This is a genomic window from Mucilaginibacter angelicae, assembly GCF_042434235.1.
In the GTDB taxonomy this organism is placed as follows: domain Bacteria; phylum Bacteroidota; class Bacteroidia; order Sphingobacteriales; family Sphingobacteriaceae; genus Mucilaginibacter; species Mucilaginibacter angelicae.
In genome coordinates this window covers 13,880-34,482 of sequence record NZ_JBHLTS010000007.1, presented here as the reverse complement: position 1 = coordinate 34,482, position 20,603 = coordinate 13,880, and the positions used below count along the sequence as shown (strand labels likewise).

Here is a 20,603-nt window from a genome sequence, read left to right as displayed (position 1 = left end):
TCCGTATCCGGGGCGCAGCAAAAACCGTCAATCTTACATTAAAAAATATTGTGTCATTTTTACACATTGGGTATTGTTTCGTAAAGATTTAGTTATAAATTTGGTAGGCAACAATTTATTACAATCGATTGAGTAGATTGCGGCACAAACCCTAAATTCATCAACATTTAAAACCAATTAACCCAAAACCCACAATAAGCCGATATGAAAAAAATCGTCCTGATGGTTCTTGTGGCATTTAGCTGCATTTACTTATCCTGTAACAAAACACGCCCCAACAAGCCACGGGTACTTATCTTTTCAAAAACCATGGGCTTTCACCATGCATCTATCGATGCCGGTATTGTAGCCATTAAAAAGCTTGGCGCCGAAAATGGGTTCGACGTGGATACTACAAAAAACTCGGCCATGTTTAATGAGGACACCCTTAAAAAATACTCAACCATTATTTTTTTAAGTACCACCGCCGATGTGCTTGATTACAGGCAGGAAGCAGCTTTTGAACGCTATATACAAGCCGGAGGGGGATATGTAGGTATCCACGCCGCCGCTGATACCGAATACGACTGGGGTTGGTACGGCCGTTTAGTTGGCGCCTGGTTTTATGACCATCCCGGCATCCATGATAAAAACCCTAATGTACAGCCTGGCACCTATAATATAGTTGATGCCAATAACGATGCTACTAAAGATCTGCCTAAGGTATGGAAACGTACCGACGAGTTTTACAGTTTCCGCAAGCCATTGGCCGAAGATGTTCATGTACTGATCACCCTTGACGAAAGTACCTATAAAGGTGGCAAACGTATGGGATTGCACCCAGCTACCTGGTTTCATGACTTTGACGGCGGTCGCGCATTCTACACAGCCATGGGCCATACCGACGAGAGTTATAAAGAAGCAGGTTATCTGAAAATGCTGCTTGCCGGTATCAAATACGCCATAGGCGAAAATAAAGAACTGAATTACGGAAAGGCCAAAACCCAATTGCCGCCAGACGAAGACCGCTTCAAAAAGACGCAATTATCAACCGGTGAGTTTTTTGAGCCTACCGAAATGACCATATTGCCGAACTTCGATATTATGGTGATCCAGCGCCGCGGCGAGATCATGCTGTACAAGCACGATACCCAAAAGGTAAAACAGGTTGGCTTTTTTGATGTATACTGGAAAGCCCACGTACCCAATGTAAATGCCGAGGAAGGGATGCTTGGCCTGGCTAAAGACCCCGATTTTGCCAATAACAACTGGATCTATATATACTATAGTCCTGCCGATAGTTCGGTAAACCGCCTTTCGAGGTTTACTTTTAAAAATGACACACTGGATAAAAAAACTGAGAAAGTTATTTTGGAGGTAAAAGCCCAGCGCGAGATCTGCTGCCATACAGGCGGTTCGATAGCCTTTGGTCCGGGGCCTGATAAAACCCTGTTTTTCTCGGCTGGTGATAACTCAACTCCGTTTGATGAAAAAGGACAGAAATATGTAAGCAGCGGTTATGCCCCTTTAGATGAAAGGCCTGGTCATTTACAGTTTGACGCACGCCGTTCGGCCGGTAATACCAATGATCTTCGCGGTAAAATTATGCGGATCAACCTTAAGGATGATGGCACCTATGAAATTCCGGAAGGCAACCTGTTCCCGAAAGGCACACCAAAAACCCGCCCCGAAATTTATGTAATGGGCGACAGGAACCCGTACCGGATCTCGGTAGATCAAAAGAACGGCTACCTGTACTGGGGTGAAGTTGGCCCTGATGCACATAATGACAGTCTTGACAACCGTGGTCCAATGGGTTATGACGAGGTTAACCAGGCTAAAAAAGCAGGTAACTTTGGCTGGCCGTATTTTGTAGGCGATAACAAACCCTACCACCTTTATGATTATGGCACAGGCAAATCGGGTCCGGCGTTTGACCCTAAACACCCGGTTAATAACTCACGAAACAACACCGGCTTAACCGATCTTCCACCGGCGCAACCGGCCTTTATCTGGTACCCTTACGGCCCATCGGCCGATTTCCCGCAGGTTGGTACAGGTGGCAGGAATGCCATGGCCGGCCCGGTTTATTATACCGATATGTTTCCGGAAGATACCCGTTTGCCCGATTACTACAACGGCAAGTTTTTGACGTACGACTGGATGCGCGGCTGGATAAAAGCCGTTTCTCTGACACCTGAAGGCGATTTTGATAAGATGGAGCCTTTCTTCCCTAAACTGAAGGTAAACTCCATGATTGATATGGAAGTTGGCCCCGATGGCAGGCTTTACGGTTTGGAATATGGCAGCGGCTGGTTCTCTCATAACCCCGATGCCGGTTTATTCCGCATTGACTTTATCTCAGGCAACCGTCCGCCGGAAATTTCATCGTTCAAGGCTAATAAAACATCAGGCGTATTGCCGTTTACCGTTAAACTTGTAGCTAAAGCTACCGATCCGGAAAAAGACAACATTTCTTATACCTGGAACCTGGGCAATGGCGTAACCAAAGAAACCACCACGCCATCGCTTGATTATACCTATACAACAGCAGGTGATTTCAAAATCACTGTTGAAACAAAAGACGATAAAGGTGCATCCAGCAAAAGTATGCCGCTCAGCGTTTATGCAGGTAATGAACAGCCAACGGTTAGCATCAATATTACCGGCGGTAACAAATCATTCTATCTGCCGGGCGTACCGTTCAAATACTCGGTTAACGTAACCGACGGACCGGATACCAAAGCTGTTGATCCGAAACGCATTTATGTAGGATTGGATTATATCGAAGGCTTCGACAAAGCACAATCGGCCACACAGCATGAACAGGGCGAGCCCGAAAATCGCGGCAAAACCCTCATGTTAACTATGGATTGCAAAAGCTGCCATAAGGAAGACGGCAAATCAATAGGGCCGTCATTTGTACAGGTTGCGGCTAAATATAAAAAAGACCCTAATGCTATGGCCAAGCTTACCCAAAAGGTAATAAAAGGCGGTGCTGGTGTTTGGGGCGAAACAGCAATGTCGGCCCACCCTAACATTAAACAAGGCGATGTTGACCAGATCATTAATTGGGTACTTTCGCTTGATAACAGCAATCAAAAACCATCATTAGCGGCCTCGGGTACCATTTTACCTGCACCGCCCGAAAAACAACAGTCGGCAGCGCTGGTGTTATCAGCCAAATACACCGATGATGGCGGTAACGATATTAAAAAATTAACCGGCAGCAATATTGTATCATTAAACAGCAGTACTTACCAGTTTAAAGGCACCGAAAAATTCAACGGCTTCACCGCCTTTAAATACAATGGCATGAACCTGATGATCTACCCGGGCACTGAAGGCTGGTTTGCACTGGATAACATCGATCTTACAGGTGTAAGATCCATCAACCTTACCAATTTCTGGCAGGGGCCACCAACAGCGCCGCTTAATTTTGAGTTGAGGCTCGATTCAGAAACAGGCACACTTGCAGGCAAAGGCAGTATGCCGGTACCGGCCAAAGATGTCAAAGGCGGCGCTATTCATCTTGTACTTACACCGGTAACCGATGGCAAAATGCACAAGCTGTTCTTTGTTTACAAACCGGCAAGCAAAGCCGCTATGACAGCCGGGGTGACATCGGTGGTGTTTAGTGCTAAGTAATTAAATACAAATGCCCTAAACCACCCGTCATTGCGAGGAACGAAGCAATCCCCAAGAAGCAGAGAGGCTATGCAAGTCGCCTGTATAGTTCGCGATTGCTTCGTTCCTCGCAATGACGAGTGGGTAATGTACAACGGCCTGGCAGGTTAACCTGCCAGGCCGTTGTACGTTTCCCAAAGTTCGTGTCCTCACGAACTTTATCAAACTTAAAAAATCTTAAACCCTACACTCAGCGCCCAAAGGTTCTGGCGTTTGGCAAAGCTGTCACTTACTTTTGTTAAACCACCTTCATAACGCAAGTCGGCAGTGATAGAGCCGATATCAACACCTGCACCGGCCTGGAAACCAATGTTGCTTTTGTTAAAATCGTTGAATGCATTACCCACATTATCACCCAGGCTTGTACTATGATCAAGCTGATAAGTGTAAATCGGGCCTGCCATAATCCGGAAATTCAGGTCTTTTTCGCCAAATGATTTGCCTATAAGCAATGGCACATTGAGGTTAGTAAACCTTACTTTACCACTAAACGCGGTGTTATTATCGTTCGATTCAAATTTACCGCCGGTACCGCTCAAGTAAAGCTCTGGCTGTAAGTAAAGACTGTTGCCGAGGCGGGCAAATAAACCCGCCTGGTAGCCGGTGAGGTTTTTATCGTTAAAATTATCGGAGCCGATTTTTGAAAAATTGACACCACCTTTTACACCTAAAGAAAACTGTGCTTTGGCGCTGATGCTTACAGCAATCAGTAATGCCGCACTTAATAGATACTTTTTCATGATTTTCAATGTTAAATGTAAAGCCGTAAACGCACATCATCCTTTAAAATTGTATACGGCTTTGCGTTATTAATTTAGTTTATAACCCGGCTTATATTTAAGCCGTATTAGGCATTATCAATACACGCGCCAAACAATTAACAGTAGCAACTTGGTATTTTTTATATTTTTGCTGAAAATAAATTAAACATGGCTGAAATCAGTATTACAAACAAGGACTGGGAACGCGTAAAAATTAAAATTCAACGTAAATACAACCACCTTACAGACGAGCAGTTGAAATACAGCGAAGGGCAGGAAGAAAGCCTGATTACCAAACTGATGGACCTGGTAAACCGCGACCGTAAGTATGTGGTTTTCACCTTACAAAAGGCTTTGGTTAATATTGATAATAACCGCCTGTAAAATAGACACTACGGTTATACAAACTGGAAAGCTTTTTTGTATTTTTATTTTTTTTCGAGGATAAATGATGAAACAGGGTTTAGTGTTCAAAAAAGGATACAAAAGGGCAGGCTTAGTTGCAGGTATTGCATTACTGGCCGCGGGCATAGTGGGTTTTAATGACGACCTGTTCCAGATCTCGAAGAACCTTGATGTTTTTGCCTCGGTTTATAAAGAGGTTAATATCAATTATGTTGATGATATCAATTCGGGCAAGCTGGTAAAAACCGGTGTTGACGCCATGCTCGATGGCCTTGACCCTTACACCGAGTTTGTGCCCGAATCGGAAATTGAAGATTATAAGCTACATTACGTAAGCACCCAGTATGGCGGCATAGGCGCCAGTATCTTTGTACGTAACAGCAAAGTATTTGTATCGGAAGTTTTTGCCGGCTTCCCCGCCCAAAAGGGAGATGTACACCCCGGCGATCAGCTCCTGAAGATCAACGATGTTGACCTTAATGGCAAAGATAATGACCAGGTAAGCCAGCTGCTTAAAGGCTCAAAGGGGGCAGCCATAAAACTGTTCATTAAACGCGACAATACCCCTCAGCCTTTTGAAAAAAACCTGGTACGTGATGAGATCAAACAACCCAACGTATCATATTTTGGTATGGTTAATGGCAACATGGGTTACATCAAGCTGGATAAATTCCTTGAAAACTCTGCAGCCGAAGTTACCAACGCACTTACCGAACTAAAAAAGAAAAACCCTAACGGCATCATCCTCGATCTTCGCTCAAATGGCGGCGGCATATTACAGGAGGCCGTAAAAATAGTGAACCTTTTTGTACAGAAGGACGTGGAGATCGTATCGCAAAAAGGGAAAATAAAAGAAAAAAACTTTACTTACAGCACCATCAGCGCACCGCTTGAGCCAGATTTGCCTTTAGTGGTATTGGTTAACAGCCATTCGGCATCGGCAAGTGAAATTGTTGCAGGCTCCTTGCAGGACCTTGACCGAGCAGTAATCATCGGTCAGCGTAGTTATGGCAAGGGCCTGGTACAGCAAACGTTCAATTTACCGTACAACAGCCTGGTGAAAATTACCATTGCCAAATACTACGTACCATCAGGCCGTTGTATCCAGGAGCTTGATTATACCCACCGTAAAGATGATGGCAGCGTGGTAAAAGTAGCCGATTCGCTTATCCACGAGTTTAAAACAAAAAACGGTCGCTCTGTTTATGATGGCAGCGGCATTTATCCGGACTTGTTTATCAAACAGGAAAAATTTGCTAATGTTACCCAGGCATTGGTAGGCAAGCTGCTGATATTTGATTACGCAACCGTTTACCGCGATAAACATGCTAAAATTGCCGATGCCCGTTCATTTACGCTGTCAGACGGCGAATACAATGATTTTATAAAATACCTGGCCGATAAAAATTACAGCTATACTACCGCATCGGAAAAATTATTGACCCGTTTAAAGGTTGAAGCCACTAAGGATAAACAATTCAATGATATCCAGGGCGAGTACGAAGGTTTGAAAACCAAATTGATAGCCAGCAAAAAGAATGATCTTATTCAGCATAAAGACGAGATAAAGCAAGTGCTTGAAAATGAAATAGCTTCACGCTATTACTACGAAAAAGGCCGCTACGAAACCAACTTTAAATACGATAAGGAGCTTGCCCAGGCTGTAAAAACCATGCAGGATAAAGCCCAGCTGGCATCCATCCTTAAAGGCGAAGGCAGCTATAAAGTTATCGGAAAACCTGTACTTGCCATGGCGGGTAAAAAAGCAGCCGATAAAGATAGCGACGACGAATAAGCTGAATATCAATCAGTTTACACACAGCCAAACCATTGTAACCAATTAGTTACCCGTTACAACATATAATGGCTTAAACTTTTATGCGCTGTTATTGTCATACCTACAAACAAAACAATAACACCACATGAAAAAGATAATATTAACAGCTGCCATTTTATTAAGCAGCTTAACCGTAAAAATAGCCAGCGCCCAAATAAGCCTGAGCATTAACATAGGCAGCCAGCCCGAATGGGGCCCTGTAGGCTATGACCATGCAGATTATTACTACCTGCCCGATATTGATTCTTATTACGATATCAATGCCCATCAGTATGTTTATTTTGACAACAATGTTTGGGTTCACGGCGCTGTTTTGCCTCCTCGTTTTGGCAGCTATGATGTTTACCACAGTTATAAAGTAGTAGTTAACGAGCGTACCCCATGGGTTCGTAACGATGTTTACAAACGCAAGTACGCTTCATACCGCGGCCGTCATGACCAGGCTGTAATTCGCGATAGTCATGATGAAAAATACCGTAACCATTATGTTGAACGCAAAACCGTACGCAGGGTTGATGTAGTAAAGCACAAGTCAAAAGGTGATAACCACGGTCATGATGGTCACAAGGACCAGGGCCATGATCACCGCGATTAAGTTTTTGTATTGTTATAATTTTGAGTGTTTTTATGAAGGACTGTCCCCCAAAAAGGACAGTCCTTTTTTCTGTAAATCCCCCTTACATCTCCACTGAGGGCATAGTTGCCCTTCGGCACAAAAGTTGCCGCATTATGTCACATTTGGGTTAACTTTTATAGTTTGTTTACTTAGGTTTAGCTATAAACAAACATTATATTCGTTACTTAGTTAACCGATTTATTGTTAAACGATTTAAATCAATTTTACACTATGAAATACCGAATATCCATTTTGGCGCTGCTTGTAGTAGCAGTATTAGGCCAAAGCTGTGTAAGCAGCAAAAAGTACAAAGAACTGGATGCTAATTACACCCAATTGCAAAACAGCACCCGCGACCTGAGTGTAAAATACCAAACCAGCGAGCAGGCCCTTGCCGTTGCCAATAGCCGCAACAAAAGCCTTGAAGAGCAAATTGATCAGCAAAAGGCAAACGTAACCGCCTTGCAGGATGCTTTGAACAAGTGTTTAAACTCAAGCAGCCAGGGTAATGTTAACATCTCTAAACTGGTTGACGAGATCAACAGCTCAAACCGTTACATTCAGCAATTAGTTAACGCTAAAAACAAAAGCGACTCGCTTAATATGGTGTTAACCAACAACCTTACCCGCTCATTAACCCCGCAGGAAACCCAGGATGTTGATGTGAAGGTATTGAAAGGCGTAGTTTACATCTCATTGTCGGATAATATGCTGTACAAATCAGGCAGCTATGAAGTATCTGACAAGGCTGGCGCAACTTTAAGCAAAATAGCCAAGATCATCATGGACTATAGCACTTATGATGTACTGATTGAAGGTAATACCGATAATGTGCCTATCTCGCAGAAAAACATCCGCAACAACTGGGATTTAAGTGCTTTACGTGCATCATCAGTGGTGCAGGCGCTGCAAACCACTTACCAGGTTGATCCTAAACGTTTAACTGCCGGCGGCCGTGGCGAGTACAATCCTATTGCGGATAATTCAACCCCATCGGGCAAAGCACAAAACAGGCGCACACAAATCATCATAACACCAAAACTTGATCAGTTTATGGACCTGATAGGCAAAGCACCAGCCGATCAGCCAACTCCTAAACAATAATTTTAGTTTAGCTGTCTGTTAATATTCAAAGCCACCCTAACAGAGAGGGTGGCTTTTTTTGTACACAGCTATTTTCCGTATGTTTTTACAGACAGTATGCAGATGCTAAGCACAATTGCCATTACTCACTCACGGTTTTATTTATTCCTCCAATTATTAATTAATGATCATAAAATACAGCTTTTTTAATTAAGAACATTATTCATTTAATTAAGACGGAAAATAGCCTGGTATATCTGCATTCCTATTAATTAATTATACTTCGGTACACTAAGGCTATGTTGACAATGGCATCTGTTTTGAATAAATGAGATAACAAGGTATTGAAACAGGTTAAACCATGGGCTTTAACTATAGTCATACCTATATAACTTATTACACACTTTATGAAAAAGATCATTTTATCGGCAGTTATATTATTAAGCTGCTTCACTGCAAAAATAGCTTCGGCACAGGTAAGTATTGGCTTGGGGATCAACATAGGCAGCCAGCCCGATTGGGGCCCTGTAGGCTATGATCATGTTGATTATTATTATATGCCCGATGTTGACGCTTACTATGATGTACCAACCCATAATTATGTTTATTATGAAAACAACGTTTGGGTACATCGCAGGTTTTTACCTGCAAGGTACCGTGGATATAATATGTACAATGGCTACAAAGTAGTTGTTAACGAGCGTAATCCATGGATGCGCCACGCATATTACAGGGATCATTATGCTGGCTATCGCGGTCGTCATGATCAGGTAATCATCCGTAACAGCCACGATGCCCGGTATGCGAATCACTGGAATGGAGGTAATCGTTACGCGAATCGCACAGTTTATCATGGAAACAACGGCTGGCATGGTGGCAACCCCAACAGGGGCGGAGGGCACGGTGGCGGTGACCACGGTCACGGCGGCGGCGAACATGGCGGTGGCGAACATGGCCATGGTGGTGGTCACGGACACCATTAATAAAAATATTTCATATAGCAAGACAGGCTTCCTGAAAAGGAGGCCTGTTTTGTTTTCAGTGGACATTTACTGTCAATTAGTAACGTTCAACGTTTAATAAGCGTCCTGCTTTTGCTTATGTTTGTATTTTATCAAATTCGTTACTGATGTACACGCTCTCGGAAGAAAACTATTTAAAAGCTATTTATCGCCTTGCATCGCAGGGGAAGGATTTTAAAATAACGCCTACCGCCATCGCCGAATCATTGAACAACAACCCGGCTTCGGTGGTAGATATGATCCGTAAGCTTACCGAAAAATTACTGATTGAATATGATAAAAAAAATGGTGTAAGGTTAACCCAGCAAGGTTTAAAGGATGCTACATTAATTGTACGCCGTCATCGCCTTTGGGAAGTTTTTTTGCTGGAGAAATTGGGTTATCACTGGGATGAGATCCATGATATAGCCGAAGAGCTGGAACATATTAACGATGCCACCCTTGCCGACAGGCTTGATAAATTCCTGGGGTTCCCCGAATATGACCCTCATGGCGATCCTATCCCTAAAGCCAATGGCAAAGTACCTAAGCCATATTCCGTGAGCCTGTCCGAACTTAAACCCGGCTCCCAAAGCCAGGTTGCCGCTGTACGCGATACCAGCAGCTCGTTTCTGCAATACCTCCAAAAATTGAACATAGGCATCGGCACCAAAATTCAACTGATTGAAAAAATCCCGTACGATAATTCGCTGGTGATAAAAATTGAAAACCGGGAGGATACCACCGTTTCGCAAAAGTTTGGAGAAAATATTTTGGTGGACTAAAACCGGTATTGCTCATCAATAGCAAGCGGACAGTTGAATGATATGGGGGTATTATGCGCTAATTTCAACAAACCTTTATCCTTCAAATACTTCATCCATTCACTCGCCCGTTCTAAACTATTACAACCATATAAATTTCCTGAATTACAAAGTTTTTTCGGGAATCTGAGCGTGGTGCTAAATTTAAGCTCAAGCAACTTGATCAATGCATAAATCTCGTTATCATGAGTAGCCCCGCCGCCACCCACAAAGGCATTAACAACATCAAACTTTAAAAGCTCATAAATTTTGTCATAGTCCAAAATATGTTTTTTGGCATTCATATAATCGCTACCAGCCCAACTAAGATACCAGGCATAAACGCCTGACTGGGTGTGGCTTTTGTAAACCTTAATAAATTGGCTGCGTAAAATTGGGTCATCAAAATCATACGATATGAAGCCAAAATCGCGGTCCATAAAGGTATACTTGCTATTACGCCACTTAAATTTGTAAGGCTCTAAAAGCTGAAAAGCAAGCTCGATTTGGTCATAATTTATAGTTGAAAAAAGTTTTGCCACCGCATTATCCCGGTCGAGGCTGTCTTTAACACGAAGAATAACTTGCTGGTATTGTTTAGATAAATCGTAAACCACAGTATCGTAATTACCGCCATTAAATCTGCGGTCAAATACCGGTGTTGCCGGTTTTTGTACTCCTATTTTTAAGGCAATTTCCGTTTGCCTGGTTATGTCTTCATCAGTTGAAACTATTCTTTTTAATAAATTAATAGCCGTACTATCGCTGTCTATAAATTTTTTAATAAAATTATTGCTGATACCAATAATGCCTATATTTTGATACAGTCCCGCTTTTTTAAGGTATAGTTTAAGTTGATTTTGATCATGAACAATCTTATACCAGTTTTTTGAATAAAATTTATCAAGTATTCGTCCGGCCGAATAGGTAAGGTCAAAATCACGTTCGTTAATAAGGCACCAATATTCAAAGGCCGTTATCTCATTAACATCAATATTATTAATAACCTTATCCTCAATCGCATACCTCTCCTTAAAGCTTAACTTGCTGTTTTTTAGTTTTGTAATATATTGACGCAGTTTTTCTGACCCCAAAAAATCAACATGATTATTTTTGCAATAATCAGTTAATACAACCATCTGGCTCAAAAACCGATAGGGAAATGTTGGCAAAACCCAATTGAAACTGATATCTGCCTTATTATAGTCATTTGCCATAGCCTTTACTTTGGCAACATTGCCTTGTGTCAGACTAATAAAAGCATTTATCGCAACCGAATCTGTTTTAGCATTAAGTAGCTGAAATAAAACAGTTTCTTTATCAGGTTTCTGGATCACAGCAGTCTTATTTCGGAATATGCCCAGGCTATCATCCCATTTATAGGAGGTATAATTTTTTGCAAAATAGATCAGCAGATTAAGCCTTGAATCGGGTTCAAAATCTTTATCTATATGAAAAGACATTTTGCCATACCCGTCTTCAACCCCGATTTCGGTACCGGTTAAAAGCTGAATGAGGTTTATATACTCATCTGTGTTTGATTGATAGGAGTCAAAACGCGAGCGGTTAGCATAAAGCAGTGAGACTATATTAAACAAAGCAGCCGGATCTTTATAGCGGATGAGTTGATTGATATTATTGTGTTTTACAAGTTCGCTATTTAATAATGCGCCTGCATTTTGTTTTAATTCCGCTTTACGATTTTGCGTAAGTTCCCTGATCTCGTATTTCGCTTCCCGCTTATCTAAAGGCGTTATCAAATAAGCATAGGCATCATATGAAAAGCTGATTTTATCAATATTCCTCATCAGGAATGTTAAAAAATCTTTGGCTGTTGTCTTTGTATCAACAGTAAATTCATTGCGTAAAAAAATGCAGTTTTCGTTAATAAGCCTCCTTGCTATTTCGCTTTGCTTTGTATGCAAAATGTGATAACCCAAAGACTCGGTCATTGTGCTGTTGCTATCCAGGTATTGGGCAACTCTGAACAAAGCCTGTTTATCACCCCGATCAAGGTTTACACGGATAGTATCAAGCCGGCTGCCTTTATACATGGCTCCCCATTCTATTTTAGTTTTCCTCTTTACCGTATCGGTATTAAGAGCCTGACCAAAGCAATATTGAAATAAAAAGAGAAGAGCAATTGCGATTTTTAAGGTTTTCAAGGCAATTTGTAAGCTATAAGTATAACATAAACATACCTGTTTTTTAGTTAAGAGCTCAAAACAAAAAAGCCAAAGGTCTAAAGCTTTTTAAACGTTTTACCTTCGGCTTTTATTTTTATTGCTTTATGCTTTCAGCCTTCGGCTTTAAGCTCAATTACGGTTTCCCCGTTACCCTTGATGATTCGGCAAGTTCGGCGTCAACATCTACGTCAAAATATAAGCGGTAGATCTCCCACTCATTTTTGGGTTTGTAAAACATAAAGGTGATCCGGGCTGGCTGGCCTTCGTGTTTAAGCAGGTAGCTGTATAGTACCAGGCTGTTTGAGGCCTTGCGCTGCATGATAAGGTCCTTACCCAAATACTTGCCTATAACGCTCCGCATGGAGTCTATCTTAACAATAAGCCCGGTAAGCCGGGTTGAATCCATCAGCTTATTGCTTTTAAAAATATCAATCACCGCACGGGCCGTGCTTTGCTTATCGTATTCTTTAAAAAACTTATCAATAAAGGTTTGTACACCGGCTACTGGTGCCGCTGCAGGCGCTGCGGCCACGGTGGCGGGTTGGGTTTGTGCCGAAGCAACATTGCCAATAAATACCAGGGCCGATACTATAAAAAATAACGGTTTAAATGCTTTAAAGTAGGTGTAACGCATGTTTACAAAAGTTAATTTTTAAAAGTAGGTATTTTTTACAAAAACACAAGCAATCATCATTAAGTAGGCTTTCAAAATGGCTTTACATTAATAAAACCTGGTGCTCAGGATGCCCTGCTGTTTTGAAAATTGACAACAATAATTTATATTTCAACTGCCGTTGCCTGACACAATTATTAACTATGAACAAACCGTTTGTCGTCCTTCTTATTGGCCTGCTAATTACCTGCGCATTTTATGCACACGGACAAGCCATCGATTATGAAAAAATGGGTGATTCACTTGTTAACGCTAAAAATTACGACAAAGCTGCCGAAAGCTATTCAAAGGCTATCAATGCCAATAAACGCAATAAAGCTTTGCTTCCCAAACTATATGACAATCATGCCCAATGCCAGATTGAGCTTAAAAATTTTACCGATGCCGTTGATGATGACAACGAAGCCATTAAAATTGACTCATTATATGCCGATGCATATTGGAACAGGGCTGCGGCATATTTTTTTAGCGGACACGTTAGGGAATCCATTGCCGATTATTCAAAAGCTATATTACTTTTTCCGGGCGATAAGCTGCGATTATCATTACTGTATGACAACATTGGGGTAAACGAAATTGCCTTGCAAAATTATGAACTGGCCATTGATAATTTTAATAGTTCCATAACTGCTAACGGGCAAAATGGCGCGGCCTACTGGCACCGGGCAATTGCTTATAATGCTCTCGGCAATTATCAACAAGCGGTTGATGATTATAGCACGGCAACCTTTTTTTTCCAGGATAACCTTGCCTTACTTGCCAAAATATACAACAGCCGTGCGTTGGCCCGCGAAAAAATTAATAAAAGCTGGGATGCCATTAATGACCTGAGCATGGCCATTCAGCTAAAACCGTCAGACCCTGATCTTTACTGGCGCCGGGGGCTTGCTTATGAAAAACATGGCGACTATCAACTTGCTATTGACGACTACAAACACCTCATACCAATATATATAAATGACAAACTAAATGCAGCATTACTTTATGAAAATTGTGCTGTTAACGAAAACAACCTGCATCAAACAGCAAAGGCTTTTAGCGATGTTAATAAAGCCATTGAATTGTTTCCGCAACGCGGGCATTTATACTGGATAAGAGGCGTGGCGTATGGCGACTCGGGCGAGTGCGCACGGGCCATTGATGATTACAATAAAGCGCTCCCTTTTTATAAGAACGATAAAACAACCCTGGCTATATTTTATAACAACATAGCGGCCAATGAATTCATTATCAATCAAAACAAAAAAGCCCTAAACCACTGTAATGCTGCCATTGAGCTATTGCCTATATTTTGGCAACCTGTATTTACGAGGGCAAGGCTATACCTTAAATTAAATGAAAAAGAACTTGCCCTGAAAGATTTTAACAAGGTTATGGCCCTTGACCCTACTAAACAATCTGCCGAATATGTTTTTGCACAGTTTTACACCGGTAATGCGGGGTTAGCAGTTAGTACTATGCAAAAGAAATTCCTGGCATCGTCAAACATTGATCTCCCGGCCGATTATTATACCATGGCCTGCCTCCTTTCGCTGATGAACCGGGCGGCCGAATCAAACATTTACTTAAAAAAGGCCCTTGATCTGGGTTATTTAAAAAAGTTTGTCGCCCTTGATGATCGTCTTGATAATATCCGCAAAACAGATGATTACATAGCCATTATGACTGAGCCCACAATTAAAAAAGCTGCGGGGCAATAAATCAGCTCTATCTATCGCTTTTTCAAAAACTCAGTTCTGAGCACAATGCTCATCCCGTCAACTTTGCAGTCAACCTCTTCATCATTATCCGTTAGGCGGATCTTTTTTACCAGTGTGCCCTGTTTAAGCGTAACGCCACCACCTTTTACCTTCAGGCTTTTGATCAGTGTAACCGAATCGCCATCCTTCAGGATATTACCGTTGCTGTCTTTTACTATTAACTCGTCCATTATTGCAGAAAAATAAAGAGCCCGGTATTTTCATATCGGGCCCAATTGATATTTTATTAAAAAAACGATTACTTGGTAACGTACATTACTTCTTTAACCGCTTTGATCACCCTTTCAGGGTTTGGCAGGTATTCCTGGATCAAAGTTGGAGCGTAAGGAAGCGGAACGTCGCCGCCCATGATACGCAGGATCGGCGCGTCAAGATAATCGAAAGCGTCTTTTTGTACTTTGAATGCAACCTCGGTAGCAATTGAACCTAAAGGCCAGCTTTCTTCAATAATTACCAGGCGGTTTGTTTTCTTTACCGACTCAATGACTGTAGCATAATCGATAGGGCGTACAGTACGTAAGTCGATAACTTCGGCATGGATACCTTCTTTTTCAAGCTCGGCAGCAGCAGCGATAACCACTTTCATGATCTTGCCAAAGCCAACTAAAGTAACATCGGCACCTTCTTTAACAATTTTTGCTTTACCTAAGGGGATATAGTAAGTTTCTTCAGGCACTTCACCTTTATCGCCATACATTACTTCCGACTCCATGAAAATAACCGGGTCAGGATCAAGGATAGCTGATTTTAGTAAGCCTTTAGCGTCGTACGGGTTTGATGGTACAACCACTTTTAAACCCGGGCAGTTGGCATACCAGTTTTCAAAGCACTGGCTGTGCTGTGAACTAAGCATACCCGCGTTACCGGTTGGGCCACGAAAAACAATTGGCACCGAAAACTGGCCGCCGCTCATTGACATCATCTTGGCAGCGCCGTTGATAATCTGGTCGATAGCAACCAGTGAAAAGTTGAAAGTCATGAACTCAATGATAGGGCGTAAGCCGTTCATTGCCGAGCCGATGCCGATACCGGCAAAGCCCAATTCAGAGATAGGCGTATCTATAACACGTTTTGCGCCAAACTCGTCCAGCATTCCCTGGCTTACTTTGTACGCGCCGTTATATTCGGCAACCTCTTCACCCATCAGGTATATATTCTCGTCGCTGCGCATTTCTTCGACCATGGCCTCTCTTAGCGCTTCTCTGAATTGTATTTCTCTCATTATAGTAAAATGATGTTTTTTTGCGAACGCAAATATAAACACTAATGTGTTAAATGCAATTAACCGTGGTATTGGATTGATTTTTAATACATATATTTTACATTTTCATCAATCCCCAGGGGGGTAAAACCTCAAACCGAACAAAAAAACACAAATAAATACTACATTAGTTCCTAAACCTTACGCTAATGAAATTCCTGTCGTTAAAAAACCTGGTACAAAGTGCAGTAAATACCATTAAACGCTACCCCTTTGAAACATTTTTTGCTTTGGCGGGCACTATAGCTGCCACCGCCAAAATTGAGCTTGACAACCTTAACCGCGTAAGCGAAAACTGGTGTATGCGTGCCATTATGATAGCTAACCTGGGGTTTCTATTAAGCCTTTCGGCTACATTATACACTCAAAGCAAAAGCTGGGAGGCTGGAAAAAAGATCCTGGTAAAAATAGCTGCAGCGGTGATCGCTATGCTGTTGATTTTTATGATCAATCCACCCGAAAGACAAGCTGATTATACCCGTTTTTTTCTGCTTAGTTTGGCATTTCACTTAATGGTAGCCTTTGCGGCCTTTACAAACAAAGGACAAATACAAGGATTTTGGCAGTTTAATAAAACGCTCTTTTTGCGCTTTTTGGCATGCATGCTGTACGGTGTGGTATTGTTTGCCGGGCTTGCCGCGGCAATTGGGGCCACCAATTTCCTGTTTAATTTTAAGTTTGAGGCAGACACCTACCAGGTGTTGTGGGTGTGGATAACAGGGATGTTTACTACTACCTTCTTTTTAGCGGGGGTACCAACAGATATCCCGGCACTTAATGAAGATGAGGGTTATCCCAAAGGCCTCAAAATTTTTACCCAGTATGTGCTCATCCCGCTATCAACAGTATACGTGATCATTTTACTGGCCTATGAAATCAAGATCCTTATTGAATGGAAACTCCCTAAAGGCCTTGTATCAAACCTGATATTGGGCTATGCCGTTTTCGGTATATTATCGCTACTGCTGGTATATCCCATCCGCGAGCAAAACGAAAACAAATGGCTCAAAACCTATACCCGTAGTTTCTACTTTTTGCTGATCCCTTTACAGATACTGCTGTTTGTGGCCGTAGGTACACGCGTTTTTAGCTATGGTATTACCGAATTCAGGTATTTTTTAATTGTGCTTGCTTTATGGCTGCTATTCATTTCGCTTTACTTCCTGCTGTTTAAAAAGCAAAATATTAAGATCATTCCAATATCACTCTGCATATTAACGCTGTTTAGCATCTACGGGCCGCAAAGCGCGTTTACCATGAGTATGTATTCGCAAAGGGGTATGGTCGTCAACTTTTTTAAAAAGCACAATGGATTTAAAGATGGTAAACTGGCACCTGTAGACAGTACAAAAATCAATATGCACGAGGGCAGTTTGGGGGCAAGCCGGCTTAAATATTTCATTTTCCGTTACGACCTGAAAGAACTACAGCCTTATTTTAAAAGAGACCTTAATGGTATAACAGATTCGTTAGCCCGCATAAAAGACGAAGCCACCAATCTACCTGTTGACAGGGAAGAATTGAGACTTATGAAATATCAATGGGCGAAAAAACAACTTAGCCTTGGGCGTTTTAATGACTACTACTATCCGGGAGCAGATGAAAGTGACGAAATGCCACAGGACCGCACTTATATTTTTAGCCAGAATGATAATGTCACCGTGATTAAAGGATATGATATCGAGCTTGCGACTGATCAGAATGCAGATACCGTTATTAATAATTACAATGGCATCAGGATAACTCAAATTCATTCCAACAGCACGGACAGTTATATTTTAAGCCTTAACAATGAAACCCTAAAATTTGATCCGCTGGAATTGGTGAATAAAATGATGGCAGATACTACGAAGATGGAAAAATATCACGACCCAAAGGGCAAAGACAATCATTACACGCCTAAAGTCTATAACTTGCCTTCAGGCCTTATGCAAATAACCAAAGAGACACCTGGCTACACTATAGTATTTCAATTCAGCAGCATTTACTTTGAGCGTTCTAAAAAAGGCGGGGCCGATATATCAAACGTAAGCGGAAAATATCTGATCAAAATAAAATAAACAGCCGATCTATATTTTAATCCGGATGTTGATCTTATCCAAAAGCCCGGTGAGCCATACCATTACAAAGGCAAACACAATACATTTAATTAGCCCCCCGATGCCCTGGCTCAGGTATTCGGGGTAGCCTATCCTGCTCATTTCGTATATGGGATAAAACAGGAAAGGCACTATATAACAGGTAAAAGTGTTGGTGCCTGCAGGCTCTATCACCTTAAACCAGTTGTATTTGTTTTTAACATCAACCAGGAAAATAAAGAAGGCATACACCACCAGGCTTATCCCGGTACAAATGAGCACCCATGAAGGGGTATCGCGCTCTTTGGAAATGCCCCCGCTAAAATAGCGCACTATAAAGCCCAGGTTAAATAAAATTATCGCTATCAGGATCATGGCTACCCAAAGCATTTTCATTTCGTTGTTAGCCTTAAGGCGCATATACAACACCGAAATAAACACCCCCGCCATGGTGAACGACTGCATGGCACCGTTACCTGCTATCCAGATATAGCCCTGCAGCCGGTCAATAAAATTAAGAAAGCCAAAGTGAACGTCGAGGTTAAAGAATATGAAGAACACCCATGCCGCCAGCTGCACCCACAAATGCCCGTCGGAATAATAATAAATGAGCGCGCACAGCATGTACGACCAGCCTATCAAACCTAAAATGCCCCACCAGGTAAAATGTAGCCAGGTATGCCCGGGGTCGCTGGTACGGTAAAGGGCAGCCATGCCGGCAAGCAGCAATATGCCAAAGCCCTGTAATAAATAACGCTTTAGAGGCGATGTATCCTTGCTGTAATCTAAAAAAATGAAGAAGAAGCTGAAGGTTACCAGGCTTTCCCAAACAGGCTTGGGCAATAGGGTAGTAGCCTCGTTATAGGTTTCCATATTGGCATGGAAAAACCCTATAAAAATGAGCGCGAACGAGCGGCTTACAATCCGCGATAGTAATTTGAAGTTATCACCCTGCTTTAACCTGTTCTGAAATGCGAATGGAATTGAAAGACCAACGATAAACAAAAATGCAGGGAAAATAGTATCGGCCAAACCCAGCGCATCAACATTTGAGCCCGCGTGTTTAAGCCATGTTGGGGTATTCGGAATGCCATCCAGGTCATTCACAAATATCATGAGGAACATTGTTACAGCACGGAAAGCATCAATTGAACGTATACGACTCAGAAAATTACTCATTCAGACATGTAAATGCACATAGCGGCGTAAATGTTTTAATTTAACGGCAATTAAATTGAAACATTACTATTACATGCCCTTTTTTAATCCCTGTCGCGGCTCAGCTTGCTAAATAAAAGCGGATTTTCATTAAGTTCGAGCCCTTCCCTGCGGTTCTTTACAATGTGAATAGCGGTAAATAATGCTTCGCGGAAAGAGATTTCAGAGGCCTGATTTTTACCTGCTATATCATATGCTGTGCCATGATCGGGCGAGGTACGTACAAAGTTTAAACCGGCGGTAAAGTTAACACCCGATTCAAAAGCAATCTGTTTAAAAGGGATGAGGCCCTGGTCGTGATACATGGCCAGTACGGCATCAAACTGCAGGTAGGTACCATTGGCAAAAAAGCCATCGGCCGAGTACGGGCCGAATGCCAGGATATTGTTTGAGCGGGCTTCTTCAATGGCTGGTATAATGATATCTTTTTCTTCGTTGCCGATAAGGCCGTTATCGCCGGCATGCGGGTTAAGCCCCAACACGGCTATCTTTGGCTTCCGCACCCAGAAATCATTTTGCAGGCTGCTGTTCATCAGCTTCAGCTTGGCTAATATTTTTTCGGCCGTGATACTTTCGGCAATTTTTGATACCGGGATATGACCGGTAACCACGCCAACGCGTAAAGTATCGCTCACTAAAAACATCAGCGATTCGGCTGCACCATCATATTGCTGCAAATATTCGGTATGGCCCGGAAAGTTAAACTGCTCACTCTGGATATTATCCTTGTTGATAGGAGCGGTAACAAGGGCATCAATATAACCTTCTTTCAGGTCATACACAGCGCGCTCCAATGATTTGAAAGCGTATTTGCCGCCTGCTTCGGTAACCTGGCCCAGCTCTATCTTTACATCCTCTTCCCAGCAATTGATCATATTTGGCTTGCGGAAATGCGTTTGCGAAGGATCATTGATCACTAAAAAATTAAGCTCATTAACATGGGTTGCACGACGGTGAAACGAAGCCACCTTAGTATGCCCGTAAACAATAGGCGTACAATAATCATAAATTTTGCTGTCGGCCAAAGTTTTAATAATTATCTCTAACCCGATACCGTTTACATCGCCAATGCTGATCCCAATTTTTAATTTATCGCTCATTTTTATATGTTGATTTCACTGATTAATCTGTGATTTCACCGATTAGCCAGGTGATTACACAAAATTTTAACCGTGATGATTACTAATGGTTTATAAAAGCTTAGTGCCCAAGGCAAACCTTTTACCTTTAACCTTTCGCCTTTAACCTATCTTTA

16 protein-coding genes are annotated in these 20,603 nt (G+C 42.1%); 9 read left to right on the top strand and 7 right to left on the bottom strand.

Features of this window, described 5'->3' with window-relative positions; translation table 11 throughout:
* Positions 1 to 204 precede the first annotated feature (204 nt).
* Positions 205 to 3,627, top strand: a complete 3,423-nt coding sequence (locus tag ACFFGT_RS03765) for a ThuA domain-containing protein (RefSeq protein WP_377021172.1) — start codon at positions 205 to 207, stop codon at positions 3,625 to 3,627.
* Positions 3,628 to 3,833: 206 nt separating this feature from the next.
* Here ACFFGT_RS03765 and ACFFGT_RS03760 read toward each other — a convergent pair whose 3' ends face one another.
* Positions 3,834 to 4,406 carry a porin family protein gene (locus ACFFGT_RS03760; RefSeq protein WP_377021171.1) on the bottom strand — a complete coding sequence of 191 codons (573 nt, stop codon included), beginning with the start codon at positions 4,404 to 4,406 and terminating at the stop codon, positions 3,834 to 3,836.
* 189 nt (positions 4,407 to 4,595) lie between these two features.
* On the opposite strand from ACFFGT_RS03760, the gene ACFFGT_RS03755 reads away from it, so the two are divergent.
* From ACFFGT_RS03755 to ACFFGT_RS03730, 6 genes are all read left to right on the top strand, one after another.
* Entirely contained in the window at positions 4,596 to 4,811 is a 216-nt protein-coding gene (locus ACFFGT_RS03755; protein ID WP_377021170.1) for a hypothetical protein, read from the top strand.
* Between the two features lie 64 nt (positions 4,812 to 4,875).
* On the top strand, positions 4,876 to 6,627 hold the full coding sequence (locus ACFFGT_RS03750) for a S41 family peptidase (RefSeq protein ID WP_377021169.1): 1,752 nt from the start codon (positions 4,876 to 4,878) through the stop codon (positions 6,625 to 6,627).
* A gap of 127 nt (positions 6,628 to 6,754) precedes the next feature.
* Positions 6,755 to 7,264, top strand: a complete 510-nt coding sequence (locus ACFFGT_RS03745; protein WP_377021168.1) for a hypothetical protein — start codon at positions 6,755 to 6,757, stop codon at positions 7,262 to 7,264.
* A gap of 252 nt (positions 7,265 to 7,516) precedes the next feature.
* Positions 7,517 to 8,389, top strand: a complete 873-nt coding sequence (locus ACFFGT_RS03740; RefSeq protein WP_377021167.1) for an OmpA family protein — start codon at positions 7,517 to 7,519, stop codon at positions 8,387 to 8,389.
* 386 nt (positions 8,390 to 8,775) lie between these two features.
* Positions 8,776 to 9,351 (top strand): hypothetical protein, encoded by a 576-nt coding sequence (locus tag ACFFGT_RS03735; protein WP_377021166.1) that lies wholly within the window; start codon positions 8,776 to 8,778, stop codon positions 9,349 to 9,351.
* A 146-nt stretch (positions 9,352 to 9,497) separates the two neighbouring features.
* Positions 9,498 to 10,154: a metal-dependent transcriptional regulator gene (locus ACFFGT_RS03730; RefSeq protein WP_377021165.1), complete on the top strand. Its 657-nt coding sequence runs from the start codon at positions 9,498 to 9,500 to the stop codon at positions 10,152 to 10,154.
* On the opposite strand, the gene ACFFGT_RS03725 is transcribed toward ACFFGT_RS03730, so the two are convergent.
* Both ACFFGT_RS03725 and ACFFGT_RS03720 read right to left on the bottom strand, forming a co-directional pair.
* Positions 10,151 to 12,337 carry a hypothetical protein gene (locus ACFFGT_RS03725; protein WP_377021164.1) on the bottom strand — a complete coding sequence of 729 codons (2,187 nt, stop codon included), beginning with the start codon at positions 12,335 to 12,337 and terminating at the stop codon, positions 10,151 to 10,153. The two genes, ACFFGT_RS03730 and ACFFGT_RS03725, sit on opposite strands and share 4 nt — an antisense overlap.
* Positions 12,338 to 12,491: 154 nt before the next feature.
* The gene (locus tag ACFFGT_RS03720; protein ID WP_377021163.1) at positions 12,492 to 12,992 is read right to left on the bottom strand and encodes a hypothetical protein; all 501 of its coding nucleotides are present in this window, start codon (positions 12,990 to 12,992) and stop codon (positions 12,492 to 12,494) included.
* A 182-nt stretch (positions 12,993 to 13,174) separates the two neighbouring features.
* Here ACFFGT_RS03720 and ACFFGT_RS03715 point away from each other — a divergent pair, with 182 nt between their 5' ends.
* Positions 13,175 to 14,731, top strand: coding sequence for a tetratricopeptide repeat protein (locus ACFFGT_RS03715; RefSeq protein ID WP_377021162.1), 1,557 nt, complete (start codon positions 13,175 to 13,177; stop codon positions 14,729 to 14,731).
* A gap of 11 nt (positions 14,732 to 14,742) precedes the next feature.
* Here the strand turns inward: ACFFGT_RS03715 and ACFFGT_RS03710 are convergent, their stop codons facing one another.
* Positions 14,743 to 14,961, bottom strand: coding sequence for a zinc ribbon domain-containing protein YjdM (locus tag ACFFGT_RS03710; RefSeq protein WP_112574631.1), 219 nt, complete (start codon positions 14,959 to 14,961; stop codon positions 14,743 to 14,745).
* Positions 14,962 to 15,029: 68 nt separating this feature from the next.
* Positions 15,030 to 16,013 carry a pyruvate dehydrogenase complex E1 component subunit beta gene (locus ACFFGT_RS03705; RefSeq protein ID WP_377021161.1) on the bottom strand — a complete coding sequence of 328 codons (984 nt, stop codon included), beginning with the start codon at positions 16,011 to 16,013 and terminating at the stop codon, positions 15,030 to 15,032.
* Between the two features lie 188 nt (positions 16,014 to 16,201).
* Between ACFFGT_RS03705 and ACFFGT_RS03700 the strand changes: the two genes are divergently transcribed.
* On the top strand, positions 16,202 to 18,112 hold the full coding sequence (locus ACFFGT_RS03700) for a DUF4153 domain-containing protein (protein ID WP_377021160.1): 1,911 nt from the start codon (positions 16,202 to 16,204) through the stop codon (positions 18,110 to 18,112).
* 9 nt (positions 18,113 to 18,121) lie between these two features.
* Here ACFFGT_RS03700 and ACFFGT_RS03695 read toward each other — a convergent pair whose 3' ends face one another.
* Both ACFFGT_RS03695 and pdxA read right to left on the bottom strand, forming a co-directional pair.
* Positions 18,122 to 19,309, bottom strand: coding sequence for a DUF5009 domain-containing protein (locus ACFFGT_RS03695; protein WP_377021159.1), 1,188 nt, complete (start codon positions 19,307 to 19,309; stop codon positions 18,122 to 18,124).
* Positions 19,310 to 19,392: 83 nt separating this feature from the next.
* The gene (gene pdxA, locus ACFFGT_RS03690) at positions 19,393 to 20,448 is read right to left on the bottom strand and encodes a 4-hydroxythreonine-4-phosphate dehydrogenase PdxA (RefSeq protein ID WP_377021158.1); all 1,056 of its coding nucleotides are present in this window, start codon (positions 20,446 to 20,448) and stop codon (positions 19,393 to 19,395) included.
* Positions 20,449 to 20,603: the final 155 nt, after the last annotated feature.

Bases quoted from the DNA above. Each gene is read 5' to 3' on its own strand.
- ACFFGT_RS03730 (WP_377021165.1), top strand. From the start codon at position 9,498: ATGTACACGCTCTCGGAAGAAAACTATTTAAAAGCTATTTATCGCCTT.
- ACFFGT_RS03745 (WP_377021168.1), top strand. From the start codon at position 6,755: ATGAAAAAGATAATATTAACAGCTGCCATTTTATTAAGCAGCTTAACC.
- pdxA (WP_377021158.1), bottom strand. From the start codon at position 20,448: ATGAGCGATAAATTAAAAATTGGGATCAGCATTGGCGATGTAAACGGT.
- ACFFGT_RS03755 (WP_377021170.1), top strand. From the start codon at position 4,596: ATGGCTGAAATCAGTATTACAAACAAGGACTGGGAACGCGTAAAAATT.
- ACFFGT_RS03700 (WP_377021160.1), top strand. From the start codon at position 16,202: ATGAAATTCCTGTCGTTAAAAAACCTGGTACAAAGTGCAGTAAATACC.
- ACFFGT_RS03720 (WP_377021163.1), bottom strand. From the start codon at position 12,992: ATGCGTTACACCTACTTTAAAGCATTTAAACCGTTATTTTTTATAGTA.
- ACFFGT_RS03735 (WP_377021166.1), top strand. From the start codon at position 8,776: ATGAAAAAGATCATTTTATCGGCAGTTATATTATTAAGCTGCTTCACT.
- ACFFGT_RS03750 (WP_377021169.1), top strand. From the start codon at position 4,876: ATGATGAAACAGGGTTTAGTGTTCAAAAAAGGATACAAAAGGGCAGGC.
- ACFFGT_RS03705 (WP_377021161.1), bottom strand. From the start codon at position 16,013: ATGAGAGAAATACAATTCAGAGAAGCGCTAAGAGAGGCCATGGTCGAA.
- ACFFGT_RS03765 (WP_377021172.1), top strand. From the start codon at position 205: ATGAAAAAAATCGTCCTGATGGTTCTTGTGGCATTTAGCTGCATTTAC.
- ACFFGT_RS03715 (WP_377021162.1), top strand. From the start codon at position 13,175: ATGAACAAACCGTTTGTCGTCCTTCTTATTGGCCTGCTAATTACCTGC.
- ACFFGT_RS03695 (WP_377021159.1), bottom strand. From the start codon at position 19,309: ATGAGTAATTTTCTGAGTCGTATACGTTCAATTGATGCTTTCCGTGCT.
- ACFFGT_RS03710 (WP_112574631.1), bottom strand. From the start codon at position 14,961: ATGGACGAGTTAATAGTAAAAGACAGCAACGGTAATATCCTGAAGGAT.
- ACFFGT_RS03760 (WP_377021171.1), bottom strand. From the start codon at position 4,406: ATGAAAAAGTATCTATTAAGTGCGGCATTACTGATTGCTGTAAGCATC.
- ACFFGT_RS03740 (WP_377021167.1), top strand. From the start codon at position 7,517: ATGAAATACCGAATATCCATTTTGGCGCTGCTTGTAGTAGCAGTATTA.